Source organism: Streptomyces sp. NPDC058240, from assembly GCF_042882135.1.
GTDB lineage: Bacteria > Actinomycetota > Actinomycetes > Streptomycetales > Streptomycetaceae > Streptomyces.
In genome coordinates this window covers 238,222-253,811 of record NZ_JBHVWT010000002.1, presented here as the reverse complement: position 1 = coordinate 253,811, position 15,590 = coordinate 238,222, and the positions used below count along the sequence as shown (strand labels likewise).

At 68.4% G+C, this 15,590-nt stretch carries 12 protein-coding genes; 7 read left to right on the top strand and 5 right to left on the bottom strand.

Translation table 11 applies throughout. The annotated features are described in order from the left end of the window. Positions 1-88: 88 nt before the first annotated feature. Positions 89-1,531, bottom strand: a complete 1,443-nt coding sequence (locus ACFVX4_RS06395; protein ID WP_389972511.1) for a CCA tRNA nucleotidyltransferase — start codon at positions 1,529-1,531, stop codon at positions 89-91. A gap of 183 nt (positions 1,532-1,714) precedes the next feature. Here ACFVX4_RS06395 and ACFVX4_RS06390 point away from each other — a divergent pair, with 183 nt between their 5' ends. From ACFVX4_RS06390 to trxA, 7 genes are all read left to right on the top strand, one after another. Further along, positions 1,715-4,012, top strand: a complete 2,298-nt coding sequence (locus tag ACFVX4_RS06390; RefSeq protein ID WP_389972509.1) for a DUF6049 family protein — start codon at positions 1,715-1,717, stop codon at positions 4,010-4,012. A 49-nt stretch (positions 4,013-4,061) separates the two neighbouring features. Continuing rightward, complete coding sequence (gene murJ / locus ACFVX4_RS06385) at positions 4,062-6,221, top strand: murein biosynthesis integral membrane protein MurJ (protein ID WP_389972507.1); 2,160 nt, start codon at positions 4,062-4,064, stop codon at positions 6,219-6,221. Between the two features lie 128 nt (positions 6,222-6,349). Continuing rightward, positions 6,350-8,062, top strand: a complete 1,713-nt coding sequence (locus ACFVX4_RS06380; protein WP_389972505.1) for a protein kinase family protein — start codon at positions 6,350-6,352, stop codon at positions 8,060-8,062. 168 nt (positions 8,063-8,230) lie between these two features. Continuing rightward, positions 8,231-8,932 carry an RNA polymerase sigma factor SigM gene (gene sigM / locus ACFVX4_RS06375; RefSeq protein WP_389972503.1) on the top strand — a complete coding sequence of 234 codons (702 nt, stop codon included), beginning with the start codon at positions 8,231-8,233 and terminating at the stop codon, positions 8,930-8,932. After that, positions 8,929-9,885 carry a hypothetical protein gene (locus ACFVX4_RS06370; protein ID WP_389972501.1) on the top strand — a complete coding sequence of 319 codons (957 nt, stop codon included), beginning with the start codon at positions 8,929-8,931 and terminating at the stop codon, positions 9,883-9,885. Before sigM ends, ACFVX4_RS06370 begins: the two co-directional genes overlap by 4 nt. 134 nt (positions 9,886-10,019) lie before the next feature. Continuing rightward, complete coding sequence (gene trxB, locus ACFVX4_RS06365; RefSeq protein ID WP_389972499.1) at positions 10,020-10,982, top strand: thioredoxin-disulfide reductase; 963 nt, start codon at positions 10,020-10,022, stop codon at positions 10,980-10,982. A 47-nt stretch (positions 10,983-11,029) separates the two neighbouring features. Then, the gene (gene trxA, locus ACFVX4_RS06360; RefSeq protein ID WP_389972497.1) at positions 11,030-11,362 is read left to right on the top strand and encodes a thioredoxin; all 333 of its coding nucleotides are present in this window, start codon (positions 11,030-11,032) and stop codon (positions 11,360-11,362) included. An 80-nt stretch (positions 11,363-11,442) separates the two neighbouring features. On the opposite strand, the gene ACFVX4_RS06355 is transcribed toward trxA, so the two are convergent. From ACFVX4_RS06355 to rsmG, 4 genes are all read right to left on the bottom strand, one after another. Then, positions 11,443-12,060 carry a GNAT family N-acetyltransferase gene (locus ACFVX4_RS06355; protein ID WP_385337500.1) on the bottom strand — a complete coding sequence of 206 codons (618 nt, stop codon included), beginning with the start codon at positions 12,058-12,060 and terminating at the stop codon, positions 11,443-11,445. A 300-nt stretch (positions 12,061-12,360) separates the two neighbouring features. Then, complete coding sequence (locus tag ACFVX4_RS06350; RefSeq protein ID WP_389972494.1) at positions 12,361-13,461, bottom strand: ParB/RepB/Spo0J family partition protein; 1,101 nt, start codon at positions 13,459-13,461, stop codon at positions 12,361-12,363. Then, positions 13,458-14,534 (bottom strand): ParA family protein, encoded by a 1,077-nt coding sequence (locus ACFVX4_RS06345; RefSeq protein ID WP_389972492.1) that lies wholly within the window; start codon positions 14,532-14,534, stop codon positions 13,458-13,460. Before ACFVX4_RS06345 ends, ACFVX4_RS06350 begins: the two co-directional genes overlap by 4 nt. Positions 14,535-14,825: 291 nt before the next feature. Continuing rightward, a complete protein-coding gene (gene rsmG, locus ACFVX4_RS06340; protein WP_266416829.1) occupies positions 14,826-15,542 on the bottom strand; it encodes a 16S rRNA (guanine(527)-N(7))-methyltransferase RsmG in 717 nt (238 codons plus the stop codon). Positions 15,543-15,590 lie beyond the last annotated feature (48 nt).

Genomic DNA, 15,590 nt, shown 5'->3' with positions numbered 1-15,590 from the left:
GGGGGGGGGAAGGCAACGCTTTCGCTTTTCCATAACGACACACGCCCTCCCCCCCCTGCCGGCAGACCTGGCCGGGCCTCCAGCAGCCTCAGCCCTGCGCGGCCCACCACTCCTTGAGCTTCTCGACCGCCCTGGCGTGCTCCATCGGGCCGTGCTCAAGGCGCAGCTCCAGCAGGAACGCGTACGCCTTGCCGATGACCGGCCCGGGACCGACGCCCAGGGTCTTCATGATCTCGTTGCCGTCCAGGTCAGGGCGGATGGCATCCAGCTCCTCCTGCTCCTGCAACTGCGCGATGCGCTCCTCCAGCCCGTCATAGGTCCGGGAGAGGGCGGCGGCCTTGCGCTTGTTCCGCGTAGTGCAGTCCGAGCGGGTCAGCTTGTGCAGCCGCTCCAGCAGGGGGCCGGCGTCGCGTACATACCGACGGACCGCGGAGTCCGTCCACTCGCCGTCGCCGTAGCCGTGGAAGCGCAGATGAAGCTCCACCAGCTTCGAGACGTCCTTGACCATGTCGTTGGAGTACTTGAGCTCGGTCATCCGCTTCTTGACCATCTTGGCGCCCACCACCTCATGGTGGTGGAACGAGACGCGCCCGTCCTTCTCGAAGCGTCGCGTCCTCGGCTTGCCGATGTCATGGAGGAGGGCGGCAAGGCGCAGAACCAGATCAGGACCGTCCTCCTCCAGGTCGATCGCCTGCTCCAGGACGGTCAGCGAATGCTCGTAGACGTCCTTGTGACGGTGATGCTCGTCACTTTCCAGACGCAGCGCGGGAAGCTCCGGCAGCACCTGCTGCGCCAGCCCCGTGTCGACGAGCAGCGCCAGCCCCTTGCGGGGGTGGGTGGAGAGCAGCAGCTTGTTGAGCTCCTCCCTGACCCGCTCGGCGGAGACGATCTCGATCCGCCCGGCCATCTCCGTCATCGCGGTGACCACATCGGGGGCGACATCGAAGTCCAGCTGAGCCGCGAAGCGGGCAGCACGCAGCATGCGCAGCGGATCGTCGGAGAACGACTCCTCGGGTGTTCCGGGGGTACGCAGAACGCGCTCCGCCAGGTCCTCAAGACCACCGTGCGGATCGATGAATTCCTTCTGCGGAAGTGCGACGGCCATCGCGTTGACCGTGAAGTCACGGCGGACGAGGTCTTCCTCGATGGAGTCGCCGTAGGACACCTCGGGCTTGCGCGAGGTCCTGTCGTACGCCTCCGACCTGTATGTGGTGACCTCGATCTGGTAGCCGTCCTTCTGGGCGCCCACGGTGCCGAAGGCGATCCCGACCTCCCACACCGAGTCGGCCCAGGGCCGGACGATCTTCAGTACGGCCTCGGGGCGGGCGTCCGTCGTGAAGTCCAGGTCGTTCCCGAGCCTGCCGAGAAGCGCGTCCCGGACCGAGCCTCCGACCAGGGCGAGACTGAACCCGGCGTCCTGGAAACGGCGAGCAAGGTCGTCGGCGACCGGGGACACCCGCAGCAGTTCGCTGACTGCACGGTGCTGCACCTGGGTCAGGGCACGGGAGCTGTCTTCATTGGCGTTCGACACAACAGAAAAGGGTACGTGCCCGGACCGGCCCGGTCGCCCTGGTTTCGTCCCGCCCTGCAAGACTCTTCCGATCATGTAGCGAACTCCCCAGCACTTGGCACCCGCGCACATCGTTACCATGCGTGGACGCAACAACCGACAACCATCGACACCAGCTGACGACGACGAGGGACGGGTAAGCGCGTGGCCGAGCCGGCAGACATTCAGGGGATCGGTCCCTCTCCTGCCCGCCGGTGGCTGCGGCGCACAGCCGCCCTGATCATCGGGGCGCCGCTCGTCGCAGCTCTGCTGGCCGGCCCGACCGCACCCGCGGCGCAGGCCGGCGGGACCGGCAAGGCCCCCACCGGGTCCGAAACGGTCGACGTGTCCCTGAGCACCCTGGCTCCGAGCGCGCCGGTCAAGGGGGACACCCTGACCGTCTCCGGCACCCTGACCAACAGGGGCAAGAACACGATCACGGGGGCCACGGTCGACCTTCGGGTGGGCCCGAAGCTCCGCAGCAGGACGGAGATCGACACCGCTGCCAGACGCACCGGGTACGTGCTCGGCAGCGACCCCGCCCCACTCGGCGGCAAGTACACCGTGAAGGTCGCGAAACTCCCTTCCGGGATCAGCCAGGACTTCACGCTGTCCGTCCCGGTCGACAAGCTGGAGCTCGGCGACGACGGCGTCTACCAGCTCGGTGTCTCGCTGTCGGGGCAGACCTCCCGGGCCCCGTACCCCCAGGTGCTGGGGATCGAGCGCACCTTCCTGCCCTGGCAGGAAGAGGAGCGTGACTCCAGGACGAAGGTCACCTATCTCTGGCCGCTCATCGCATCGGCCCATGTGACAGCCGAAACCGGCACCGACGATCAGCAGACGCCCGTGTTCGCGGACGACAACCTGGCCGCCGAGCTGGCTCCGGGCGGACGGCTCGAACAGCTGGTCTCGCTGGGCAGCCAACTGCCGGTGACCTGGGTGATCGACCCGGATCTGCTGGCCAGTGTCGACGCGATGACGGGGAGCTACCGCGTCAAGTCCGGCGACACCACCGTCGCCGGGACGAACCAGGCCGTTGCCAAGCAGTGGCTCACCTCGCTCGAGGCCGCGGTGTCGGACGGGAAGGTCGTCGCACTGCCGTTCGCCGATCCCGATCTGGCGTCCATCGCACACCGTGGCAAGAACGTCTCCGGCACCCTCAGCCATCTGCAGACCGCCACCGAAGTGGCCGGGACGACGGTACAGACCATCCTCCATGTGAAGCCGTCGACCGACTTCGCGTGGCCCGTCGACGGGGCGATCGACCCGTCGGTCGTCGATGTCGCCACCTCGGCCGGGGCCCACAAGGTGATCGCCCGCAGCGACAGCCTCCAGGAGACCGGCGGTCTCCCGTACACGCCGACCGCTGCCCGGCCGATCGGCGGCGGCACCACCGCGGTGGTCGCCGATGCCCGGCTCTCCACGGCCTTCCAGGGCGATATGTCGAAGGCGGGGAACTCCACCCTCGCCGTGCAGAAGTTCCTCGCTCTGACTCTCGCTCTGACCGAACAGGACACGGACGCGGAGCGCAGCATCGTCGTCGCACCGCAGCGGATGCCCACCGTGGCCCAGGCCCAGTCGATGGCCCGTGCCCTGCACGGACTCGACGACGAGCGCTGGACACAGCCCCTCGGGCTGGTGGAAGCGGCCGGTGCGAAGCCCGACGCGGACGCGACGACCAGCGTCCCCGGGGCCTCCCAGTACCCGAGGAAGCTCCGCAGCCAGGAGCTGCCCACCCAGGCCTTCCAGGACATCAAGTCCACCCAGGCCTCGCTGAACAACTTCCAGGTCATCCTCACCCAGCCCGAGCGGGTGGTGACCCCCTTCGGCAACGCGCTCAACCGGTCCATGTCGATGTCGTGGCGTGGCAGGCCGCTGGAGGCCCAGCAGTACCGGGACTCGGTCCGCACCTATCTGCAGGACCTCACCAACGAGGTCCAGCTCATCTCGAAGTCGGACGTCACCCTGTCCGGCCGCAGCGCCACGATCCCGGTGACCGTGCAAAACAGGCTGTTGCAGGGCGTGGACCATCTCGTCCTCCGACTGAAGTCGGAGAACGCGACACGCCTCAAGCTCAACGACGGCGGGGCCGTGGCGGAGCAGCCGATCCGGATCGGCGCCGGCCACAGCCAGTCCGTGAAGTTCGACGCGGCGGCCAACGTCAACGGCCAGGTGCAGATGACGGCGCAGCTCTACACGGAGGACGGCACGCCGTACGGCGGAGAGATGACCTTCACCGTGAAGGTCTCCGAGCTCACCCCGACCGTGCTGCTGGTCATCGCCGGCGGGCTGCTGCTCCTGGTCCTCGCGGGCATCAGGATGTACACCCATCGCAAGCGCGCCAACGCGGGCGGCGCGACCGGGGACGACGGCGGCGAACCCGGGCAGCCGAGTGACCCGACTCCGGACACCGGTCCGGAAAGCGGGGAGCCGTCGGGCTCGGGTGAGAAAGTGGAACGTTGAGCGATGTCTGTCGTGGCCGGTCGGCCGGGGACGATGAGGTGGGGTTTCGATGAACGCGCCGTACGACGGTGACCGCGGTCAGGGTGCGGGCGGAGCCGGGTCTTCCGGCGGGCCCCCGATGCCTCCGGGGCCTGGCCAGGTTCCGCCGACGCCCGATCCGTACCTGCAGGACGCCTACGACCGCGATCCCTACCGCGCCCAGGATCTGTCGGTACAGGACCCGGTGACCGAGGCCCTGTACGACCGGGCCGCGCACCCGCCGCCGCCCCCGGGCACGTACCAGCAGCCCCAGCCGCTCTACCAGCAGCCGGCCGCGGCCCAGTACCCGCCCGATCCGCGCATCTGGGCGCAGACCCCGCCTCCCGAGCCCGGTGGCCCGTCGCGGCACCTGCCGTACGGCGACAATCCGGCGACCACCCAGTTCGTCGGGGTGGACGACCTCGTCAGCCAGGCTTCCCGGGACGACGAGCAGCCGGATGCCTTCGCGCACCTCTTCCGGGACCAGGAGGGCCCGGCAGGGTCCGCCCCCGTCCCTCCGGAACCCGAGCCCGCTCCGGCACCCGCTCCGCCCAAATCCGGCGGCCGGGCCTCCGGAATACTGAAGTCCAGCGCGCTGATGGCGGCCGGCACGCTCGTGTCCCGCCTCACCGGATTCGTCCGCAGCCTCGTGATCACCGCCGCGCTCGGTGCCGCACTGCTCGGCGACAGCTTCACTATCGCCTCCGCACTGCCGACGATGATCTACATCCTCACCGTGGGCGGCGGACTGAACTCGGTCTTCGTTCCCCAGCTCGTACGCTCCATGAAGGACGACGAGGACGGCGGGGAGGCCTACGCCAACCGGCTGCTGACTCTCGTCATGGTCGCGCTCGGTGTGATCGTCGCGATCGCGGTCTTCGCCGCTCCGTGGCTGATCCACGTGATGTCGCCGACGATCGCCAACGACGTGGCGGCCAACAGCGTCGCCGTGACCTTCGCCCGCTACTGCCTGCCGACCATCTTCTTCATGGGCGTGCACGTCGTAATGGGCCAGATCCTCAACGCCCGCGGCAGGTTCGGCGCGATGATGTGGACCCCGGTCCTCAACAACATCGTCATGATCTTCACGTTCGGCATGTTCATCTGGGTCTACGGAACGTCCGCCGAGTCCCAGATGGGCGTCCAGACCATTCCCCCGGAGGGCGTCCGGCTCCTGGGCATCGGCACGCTGCTCGGGCTGGTCGTACAGGCCCTGGCCATGATCCCGTACCTGCGCGAGGCCGGTTTCCGTTTCCGCCCGCGCTTCGACTGGAAGGGACACGGGCTCGGCAAGACGGTCAAGCTGGCCAAGTGGACCGTCCTGTTCGTGCTGGCCAACCAGGCAGGTGTGATCGTCGTCACCCAGCTCGCGACCTCGGCGGGCAAACTGTCCGGCAAGGACGGCGCCGGTTTCCTCGCCTACTCCAACGCCCAGCTCATCTGGGGCATGCCGCAGGCGATCATCACCGTCTCCGTCATGGCCGCCCTGCTGCCCCGCATCTCCCGCGCCGCCCACGACGACGACCCGGGCGCCGTCCGTGACGACATCTCCCAGGGGCTGCGGAACTCGGCCGTCGCGATCGTGCCGGTGGCCTTCGCCTTCCTCGCACTCGGCCTGCCGATGTGCACCCTCCTGTACGCCTCCGCGGGCACCGAGGCCGCCCGCTCCATGGGCTTCATTCTCATGGCCTTCGGTCTCGGCCTGATCCCGTACTCCGTGCAGTACGTCGTGCTACGCGGCTTCTACGCCTACGAAGACACCCGCACGCCCTTCTACAACACGGTCATCGTCGCCGCGGTCAACGCGGCAGCCTCGGCCCTCTGCTACGTGGTTCTGCCCGCCCGCTGGGCAGTGGTGGGCATGGCCGCCTCGTACGGGCTCGCCTACGCCGTCGGCGTGGGCATCGCCTGGCGACGGCTGCGCAACCGCCTGGGCGGAGATCTGGACGGTGCCCATGTCGTACGCACCTACGCCCGGCTGTGCCTGGCCGCGATCCCGGCAGCGGTGCTCGGCGGCGGCGTGGGCTTCGCCGTTCTTCTGGGCCTCGGTGAAGGCGCCTTCGGTTCACTCACCGCGCTGATCTGTGGGGGAGCCGTTCTACTGGGGGTCTTTTTCGTCGCCGCCAAGCGGATGCGGATCGAGGAGATCAACGGCATGGTCGGCATGGTCCGAGGGCGACTCGGTCGCTGAGGATCAAACGGCCGCACAACCATCACCGCCCCTTGCGTGTCGTGCATAGCGCCGGAGTGTGGGCACAATTGGCGTGACTGTGCAGAGCTGGCTGGCATCGCGCAACGGATGGGGAGGCAGGAACGACGGTGGCGGAACGTAGCACGGCTGCCGTCGACGTGGCCGACAACAGCGGTGATGAACCGCTGGCCGCCAAGGCGGACGAGGCCACGACCGACGGGACGGCAGAAGCTCAGGACACCAAAGGCACGAAGCCACAGGACACGGATGGTGAACGCATCGGTTCCGAGGCCACCCTGCCGAGCCCCGATCTGCACAGCGGGCACAAACTTGCCGGACGCTACCGGCTCGAGGAGTGCGTCACCCGTCTGGACGGCTTCAGCAGCTGGCGCGCCGTCGACGAGAAACTTCGCCGCGCGGTGGGCGTCCACCTGCTCCCGGCCGACCACCCGCGTGCCCGCTCCGTGCTGGCCGCAGCCCGGTCCTCCGCACTGCTCGGCGACCCACGCTTCGTGCAGGTGCTCGACGCGGTGGAGGAGGACGACCTCGTCTACGTCGTCCACGAATGGCTCCCCGACGCCACGGAGCTCACCGCCCTGCTGGCCTCGGGGCCGATGGACGCGCACGACGCGTACCAGCTCGTCAGCCAGGTCTCCCAGGCCATGGCCGCAGCACACCGGGAAGGCCTCGCACATTTGAGGCTCACCCCGGGGGCGGTGCTGCGGAGCTCGACGGGGCAGTACCGGATCCGCGGCCTCGCGGTGAACGCCGCCCTGCGGGGCATCACCGCCGACAGCCCCCAGCGAGCGGACACCGAGGCGATCGGCGCCCTGCTCTACGCCGCACTGACCCAGCGCTGGCCGTACGAGAGCGACGCGTACGGCCTGGCCGGGCTGCCCAAGGGGGTGGGGCTGATCGCCCCCGACCAGGTGCGGGCCGGCGTCCACCGCGGCCTTTCCGAGCTCGCCATGCGCGCGCTCGCCAACGACGGCGCCACTGCCTCCCGGCAGGAGCAACCGTGCACCACGCCGGACGAGCTGGCCAAGGCCGTTGCCGCGATGCCCCGCATCCGTCCTCCGGAGCCCGCCTTCACGGCGCCTCCCGAGTACCAGCGCACGACCTACCAGCAGGGTTCGTACGGGCGTCCGCCTTCCGGTCCCATCGCCGCACCGCCCACGATCGCCGTGCCCCTGGCGCCGCTCCAGAGCCGCACCGGCAAGGCCCTCAAGTGGGCCGTGTCCGCACTGCTCATCGCCGCGCTGGGCCTCGGCAGCTGGCAGCTCGCCGAGGCGCTCCTCGACCACGCCAAGGGCTCCGAGCCCGGGGACAGCACCCCGACCGACCCGGGGAACAGTGACGAGAAGCCTCACCAGCCCACCGAACCGCTGCGCATCGCCGGTGCGACGGAGTTCATGCCCAGCGGATCGGGGATCAAGCAGAACGAGGTGCCGAACTCCGTCGACGGCGATGCGAGCACGGCGTGGGTCACCCCGCGCTACGTGGGCTACGCGAACTTCGGCAACTATCCGAACCGCCGGGACGGCAGCGGCATAGTCGTCGACCTGGGCAGCGTCCAGGATGTCGCGGGCATCACGGCCAAGATGTACCGCAGCGGCCAGAAGGCCGAGGTGCTGGCGGCCGATCCGAGCGCCTCCGGCCCGTCGTCCCTCTCGGACTTCCCCCAGCGCCTCACGAAGCTCGGAACGGTGGGAAGCGATCTGAAGGAGACCTTCTCCAAGCCTGTACGGACCCGCTACGTCCTGATCCATCTCACCGAGCTGCCGTCGGACGGAACAGGTGGCTACCGGGGCGGGATCTCGGAGATCTCCGTACTCAAGTGACGGAGAGGCCGGTGGGGGCGCCCCCACCGGCCTCCCGCACTTCCGGCGCTCCCGTGCCTGAAGTTCTCGTTCCCGCATCGGGCAGTGCCTCTTTCGCCCCCTGCCCCCGCACGCTCGAATCGTGATAGACAGACGCACCTTGACGCAGCGAAACGGAGGGAGGGGGAGGTGGCCGCCGAGCCGTCGGAACCACTCAGCGACTCAGACCTCCTCGCTCGCCATGTGGCCGGCGAACCGGACGCCTTCGGCGAGCTGGTACGGCGCCACCGCGACCGGCTGTGGGCCGTGGCGATACGGACCCTGGGCGACCGCGAGGAAGCCGCGGACGCCGTCCAGGACGCCCTTGTCTCCGCCTTCCGGGCCGCCCACACCTTCCGCGGCCAGTCCGCCGTCACCACCTGGCTGCACCGCATCACCGTCAACGCCTGCCTCGACCGGGTCCGCAAGGCAGCCACCCGCAGGACCGCGCCGGTCAACGACACCGAACGGTTCGAGCAACTCCTCGAACCGCACGAATCCGCGGAGGCACCGGCGGAGCGCCAGGACCTGCACCGCGAGCTCCTGGCCGCACTCGCCACTCTCCCCGCCGAGCAACGGGCCGCACTCGTCCTCGTGGACATGCAGGGCTACCCCGTGGCCGAGGCGGCACGCATCCTCGACGTACCGACAGGCACCGTGAAAAGTCGCTGTGCGCGAGGACGGGCCCGGCTGGCGCCACTGCTCACCCACCTGCGCAGTGAGGTCGCGGGAGCCGACGAGACGGCCAGAAGGAACCGGACGCCGCGCACATCCGTCCCACCGGCATCGGGGCCGAGAGATGCGGGCACAAGCGATCCCGCTGCAGTGAAGGGCGGAGGTGGGCGCACATGACATCAACGACCGACACGACCCAGCATCCGGATGTCACGGAGATCTCCGACCTGGCGGAGGAGCTGCTCCCACCGTCACGTGCGGCAGAGGTGCGCGACCATGTGGACGGCTGCGAACTCTGCGGTGAGGTCCATGCCTCTCTCGTGGAGATCCGCGAACTGCTCGGCACCGTACCCATGCCGCAGCGCATGCCGGACGACGTCGCGGATCGCATCGATGCCGCACTCGCCGCCGAAGCGGCTCTCGACACCACGACAGCATCCGGCTCGGCGCATGTTTCACGTGAAACAGAGGGGCTGGCAGCGGAGAAGCCGAGTGCGGAGCCCACGCCCTCGGACCGTCCCGCAGGGCGTCCCCGGGCGACCACCGGCCCCGGCCGACGGCCGGTCCGACGTCGCCGCCGCACAGCCGTGCTCGGAGCCGCTCTCGGCGCGGCCGTGGTCGGCGTGAGCGTCTTCATGCTGCAGAACGTCCAGCCGTCCCAGCACTCCGGGAGCCTCAAGGCAGCAGACCACAGCTCCAGCGCCGGGGAGAACGGCGGAGGAGCGTTCTCGGAGTCCTCGCTCGAAGACCGGGTGCACACGCTTCTTCTCAGTACCGGCTCGAAGCCGTCGAAGTCGGCGGAGGACATGGGGGCCGAGAAGCAGGCGCCGTCCGCCGAGTCGCAATCGACGCCCAAGAGCACCTCGGCCGGGCCGGGGTCACCCCAGACACCATTGCGCGCGCCCACCGTGTCCGTCCCGCCCTGTGTGGAGCAGGGCACCGGGCGCAACGCCGCAGCCCTCGCGGTGGAAGAAGGCACCTACGAAGGCACGGATGCCTTCCTCGTCGTGCTGCCGCACCCATCCGACGCGACCCGCGTACAGGCGTACGTCATCGACGCGTCCTGCGTCCAGGAGAAGCCCGCGGGCAAGGGGGAACTCCTGCTGACCCGCACCTACGCACGCCCCTGAGAATCGCGCCGGACGCCGCCCCGGCACGGCGGGGAATGCATCCCCCGTAGGATCCGTTGGGTGGGGTGAGAGTCGTTGAACCGACCCCAGTAGGCGTGGACAGTAGGCAGTCTGCAGAGACGAGGAAGAAACCCGTGAGCGACGTCCGTAATGTGATCATCATCGGCTCCGGCCCCGCGGGCTACACGGCCGCCCTTTACACCGCACGCGCCTCACTGAAGCCGCTGGTGTTCGAGGGCGCCGTCACCGCCGGTGGCGCGCTGATGAACACCACCGACGTGGAGAACTTCCCGGGCTTCCAGGACGGGATCATGGGCCCCGAGCTCATGGACAACATGCGCGCCCAGGCCGAACGCTTCGGCGCCGAGCTCGTCCCCGACGACGTCATCTCCGTGGACCTCACCGGAGACATCAAGACCGTCACCGACACGGCAGGCACGGTGCACCGCGCCAAGGCCGTCATCGTGACGACCGGCTCCCAGCACCGCAAGCTCGGCCTGCCTAACGAGGACGCCCTCTCCGGACGCGGCGTCTCCTGGTGCGCCACCTGTGACGGCTTCTTCTTCAAGGACCAGGACATCGCCGTGGTCGGCGGCGGCGACACCGCGATGGAGGAGGCGACCTTCCTCTCCCGCTTCGCCAAGTCGGTCACCATCGTCCACCGCCGCGACACGCTGCGCGCCTCCAAGGCGATGCAGGAGCGCGCCTTCGCCGACCCGAAGATCAAGTTCGCCTGGGACAGCGAGGTTGCCGGAGTGCACGGCGAACAGAAGCTGTCCGGCCTGACCCTTCGGAACACCAAGACCGGCGAGACGTCGGAGCTCGCGGTGACCGGCCTGTTCATCGCGGTGGGCCACGATCCGCGCACCGAGCTCTTCAAGGGCCAGCTCGACCTCGACGACGAGGGCTACCTCAAGGTCGCTGCTCCCTCGACGCGTACCAACCTGACCGGTGTCTTCGGTGCCGGTGACGTCGTCGACCACACCTACCGGCAGGCCATCACGGCCGCCGGCACGGGCTGCTCGGCCGCTCTCGACGCGGAGCGCTTCCTGGCCGCACTCGCCGATGACGAGAAGGCCGCTGCGGCCACCGTCTGACTCACGCCTCTCTCCCCACTACACCCCAAGAAGTTAAGGAGGCCGCCGTGGCCGGCGCCCTGAAGAACGTGACCGACGACTCCTTCGACGAGGTCGTCCTGAAGAGCGACAAGCCTGTGCTGGTGGACTTCTGGGCTGCCTGGTGCGGCCCGTGCCGTCAGATCGCCCCCTCGCTGGAGGCCATCGCCGCCGAGCACGGCGACCAGATCGAGATCGTCAAGCTCAACATCGACGAGAACCCGGCCACGGCCGCCAAGTACGGCGTCATGTCCATCCCGACCCTGAACGTCTACCAGGGCGGCGAGGTCGCGAAGACCATCGTCGGCGCCAAGCCGAAGGCCGCGATCCTCCGCGACCTCGATGGCTTCCTCGGCGAGTAGGAACGCAACTCGCTGTTTCACGTGAAACGGGTCCATCCCTCGGGGGATGGACCCGTTTCACGTTGTCATGGGTTCTCGGATCACAGCGGCCTCAACGCTGGCTCCTTCTGCACTGCACCGAGCAACCGGTCCAGTGCCAGCTCGACGTCTTCCTTCCAGGACAGCGTCGTACGCAGTTCCAGCCTCAGCCTCGGATGAACGGGATGCGGCCGTACGGTCTTGAAGCCGACTGCCAGCAGATGATCCGCGGGAAGCACACAGGCAGGCTCCTTCCACCGAGCATCACCGAAAGCCTCGATCGCCTTGAACCCCCGACGCAGCAGGTCCTTGGCAACGGCCTGCACCATGACCCGGCCCAGTCCCTGCCCCTGGTAGCCCGGCACGATCCAGGCAGTCATCAACTGCACGGCATCGGGGGAGACAGGGCTGGTGGGAAACGCGGTCGAACGCGGCACATAGGCTGGTGGCGCATAGAGAACGAAGCCCACCGGCACATCGTCGACATAGACAACGCGGCCGCACGACCCCCACTCCAGGAGAACGGCCGAGATCCAGGCCTCTTTCTCCAGCTCGGGTGTTCCCGCCTTTACCGCAGCTTCCCCGCTGACCGGATCAAGCTCCCAGAAGACACACGAGCGGCAGCGTCCGGGAAGATCGGAAAGGTTGTCCAGTGTGAGCGGTACGAGCCGACGTCCCATGAAGGCTGTTCCTCGCTTCCTTCGCCTGCCGCGTCGCGTGCGACAGTCAGTGCACTCCGTTCGAGGAGCAGGCTGCCGACGAACCCTCCGACAGCCCCCAGGCCCAGCCCCACTGTCATCAGTCGGCTGCGGCTCACTGATCGCATGGCCCTCCCTACCGAGGTGGCCCAAGCCGGATGTGCCATACCAGAACGCATCGTATCCACCCAGGGATGAAGCCGACACCGAGAGAAAGCAAAGGGCGGGCTGAGTTCCGGTAACCCCCGAAATACAGCCCGCCCCACAACCCCGTCAGCAGGGTCAGCCCTCGCCGTCCTCTGCGAAATCCTCGGAGGGTGCCCGATCCAGCACGCGCCCCTCACCCGGTGCCAGGCTGCCGAGAATGCGGTCCAGATCCTCCATCGACGCGAACTCGACGACGATCTTCCCCTTCTTCTGACCGAGGTCGACCTTCACCCTGGTCTCGAAACGGTCCGAGAGCCGGGTGGCGAGGTCCGACAGTGCGGGCGCCACCCGACCACCGGCCCGCGGCCCCTTGGACTTGGCAGGGCTCGTGGGGCTGGAGCCCATGAGGGTCACGATCTCCTCGACCGCACGCACCGAAAGCCCCTCGGCCACGATGCGATGAGCCAGCCTGTCCTGCTCATCCGAGTCGTCCACGGACAGCAGCGCCCGCGCATGACCGGCGGACAGCACCCCGGCCGCCACCCTCCGCTGCACCGGAGCCGACAGCCTCAGCAGTCGCAGCGTGTTCGACACCTGCGGCCGGGAACGCCCGATCCGGTCGGCCAGCTGGTCATGCGTGCACTTGAAGTCCTTGAGCAGCTGGTCGTACGCGGCTGCCTCCTCCAACGGGTTCAGCTGAGCCCGGTGAAGGTTCTCCAGGAGTGCGTCCAGGAGAAGCTTCTCGTCATCCGTGGCCCGGACGATAGCCGGGATCCGCTCCAGACCCGCCTCCCGGCAGGCCCTCCAGCGCCGCTCGCCCATGATGAGCTCATAGCGCTCCGGCCCCACCTTCCGCACGACAACGGGCTGGAGAAGGCCCACCTCCTTGATGGAGGTCACCAACTCCGCGAGTGCGTCCTCGTCGAACACCTCACGGGGCTGGCGGGGATTCGGCGTGATGGAGCCGAGAAGAACCTCGGCAAAGTACGCCCCGGCGGGTCCCACCGATTCGGCGGCCGCTCCGGACTCCGAAACCGGTGCACTCGGCTCCGGCACAACCGGAGCACCCCCGAGAGCGGCCACCTTTGCCGCAGCCACCCCCCGCTCCGCCGTCATCACAGGACCCGCCCCGGCAGAGGTCGATCCCACCCCTGAGGACGGCACCTGCTTCTCCTGCGGAGCGGCGGGGATCAGGGCACCCAGCCCACGCCCCAACCCTCTTCGACGCTCGCTCACTGAATCCCCTCCGAAGTGCTCTGCTGGCTGTTCCCCATGCCCGTCCGGGCATGCTGGGGCTCGTAGTGGATCCCGACGCCCCGCAGGGCGATCTCACGCGCCGCTTCGAGGTACGACAGCGACCCACTGGAACCCGGGTCATAGGTCAACACGGTCTGCCCGTAGCTGGGCGCCTCCGAGATCCGCACCGATCGCGGAATGTTCGTCCGCAGCACCTCCTTGCCGAAGTGGCTGCGCACCTCCTCCGCAACCTGCGAAGCGAGCCTGGTCCTGCCGTCGTACATGGTGAGCAGGATCGTCGACACATGAAGATCGGGGTTGAGATGCCCCCGCACCAGGTCCACATTGCGCAGCAGCTGCCCCAGCCCTTCCAGTGCGTAGTACTCGCACTGGATAGGGATCAGCACCTCGGCGCCGGCGACCATCGCATTGACCGTCAGCAGGCCGAGCGAAGGCGGGCAGTCGATGAGGATGTAGTCCAACGGCTGCTCATACGCCTGGATCGCTCGCTGCAGTCGACTCTCCCGCGCCACCAGCGACACCAGCTCGATCTCCGCACCGGCGAGATCGATGGTGGCGGGGGCGCAGAAGAGACCTTCGACGTCCGGTACGGGCTGAACCACCTCGGAGAGCGGCCTGCTCTCCACCAGGACGTCATAGATGGAGGGGACTTCGGCATGGTGATCGATACCCAGAGCCGTAGAGGCGTTCCCCTGCGGGTCGAGGTCGACGACCAGAACACGTGCTCCGTGAAGCGCGAGCGAGGCAGCAAGATTGACCGTCGTGGTCGTCTTGCCCACTCCACCCTTCTGATTGGCCACCACCATGACGCGCGTCCGGTCAGGACGGGGCAGGCCCTCGCCGGCGCGGCCGAGGGCCTCAACCGCCAGCTGGGCCGCGCGACCGATGGGTGTGTCGTCCATCGGCGGCGGTGTTTCACGTGAAACACCCTCCCCCGCCGATTCGGTTCGGGGACCGGGGACCGGATCGGTCATCGGTCCCGCGATGTTGGCGTCGGACCGCAAGGATTCACTCTCCTCGACTTCAGGCTCGCAATGAACAGAGCCTGCCATGCTTTCGGGGTCGTGAACCAGCGAGGCCCGCTCTTCTGTGGATGAATCCACTTCTGTGGACAACTCCGTAGCCCTAACGGGCCTGCGATGCCGCGGCGCGGCAGCCGCACGGCCGCGGCTGATGATTCCATGCAGCAGAGAGCGACGTTTCACGTGAAACACGATGCCCCTGCAGCCTAGCTACAGGGGCACGACACTCCGCATGGGGACGTACGGCTACATACCGGAAGCGCAACCGGCAGACGGTATGAACCGCACGTAACACTCGACCCCGCGGCGCGACCAGAGACGTCAGCGACGGCGCCTCGTACGACTCGTCCTGGCGGCCTTGGCCCTCTTTGCGGCGAACCTCACACCACCCGGACTCTCACCGACCACCACACGCACCACCGTGGACATCGGGTCGACAACACCCTCCCCGACATGCAGCACCTCGGTCTCCACCACACCGAGCTTGCTCAGCGCCGCACGAGCCCCGACGATCTCCTCCTCGGCGGTGTCCCCCTTGAGCGCCAGCATCTCTCCGTACGGACGCAGCAGCGGAACGCCCCAGCCGGCCAGCCGGTCCAGCGGCGCCACAGCACGAGCCGTCACCACATGCACCGGCTGAAGCGAGCCCAGAACCTCCTCGGCCCGGCCACGCACGACCGTCACATGGTCCAGACCCAGCAGCTCCACGACTTCCTGAAGGAAATTCGTGCGCCGAAGCAGTGGCTCCAGCAAAGTGATCTTGAGATCCGGGCGCACCAGCGCCAGCGGGATACCGGGAAGACCCGCACCCGAACCCACATCGCAGACCGTGACTCCCTCGGGCACGACCTCGGAGAGCACCGCACAGTTCAGCAGATGCCGCTCCCACAGCCGCGGGACCTCACGCGGGCCGATCAGCCCCCGCTTCACCCCGGCATCCGCCAGCAGCTCCGCGTACCGGACGGCCTCCGGGAAGAACTCGCCGAAAACCGCCCGCGCTCCTTGGGGCGCCTGGGGAAGCTCTACTTCCGCCGTCACGGGGACCGTCCTTCCATACCGCACTACCGCACTGTGGGTGGCTGACTA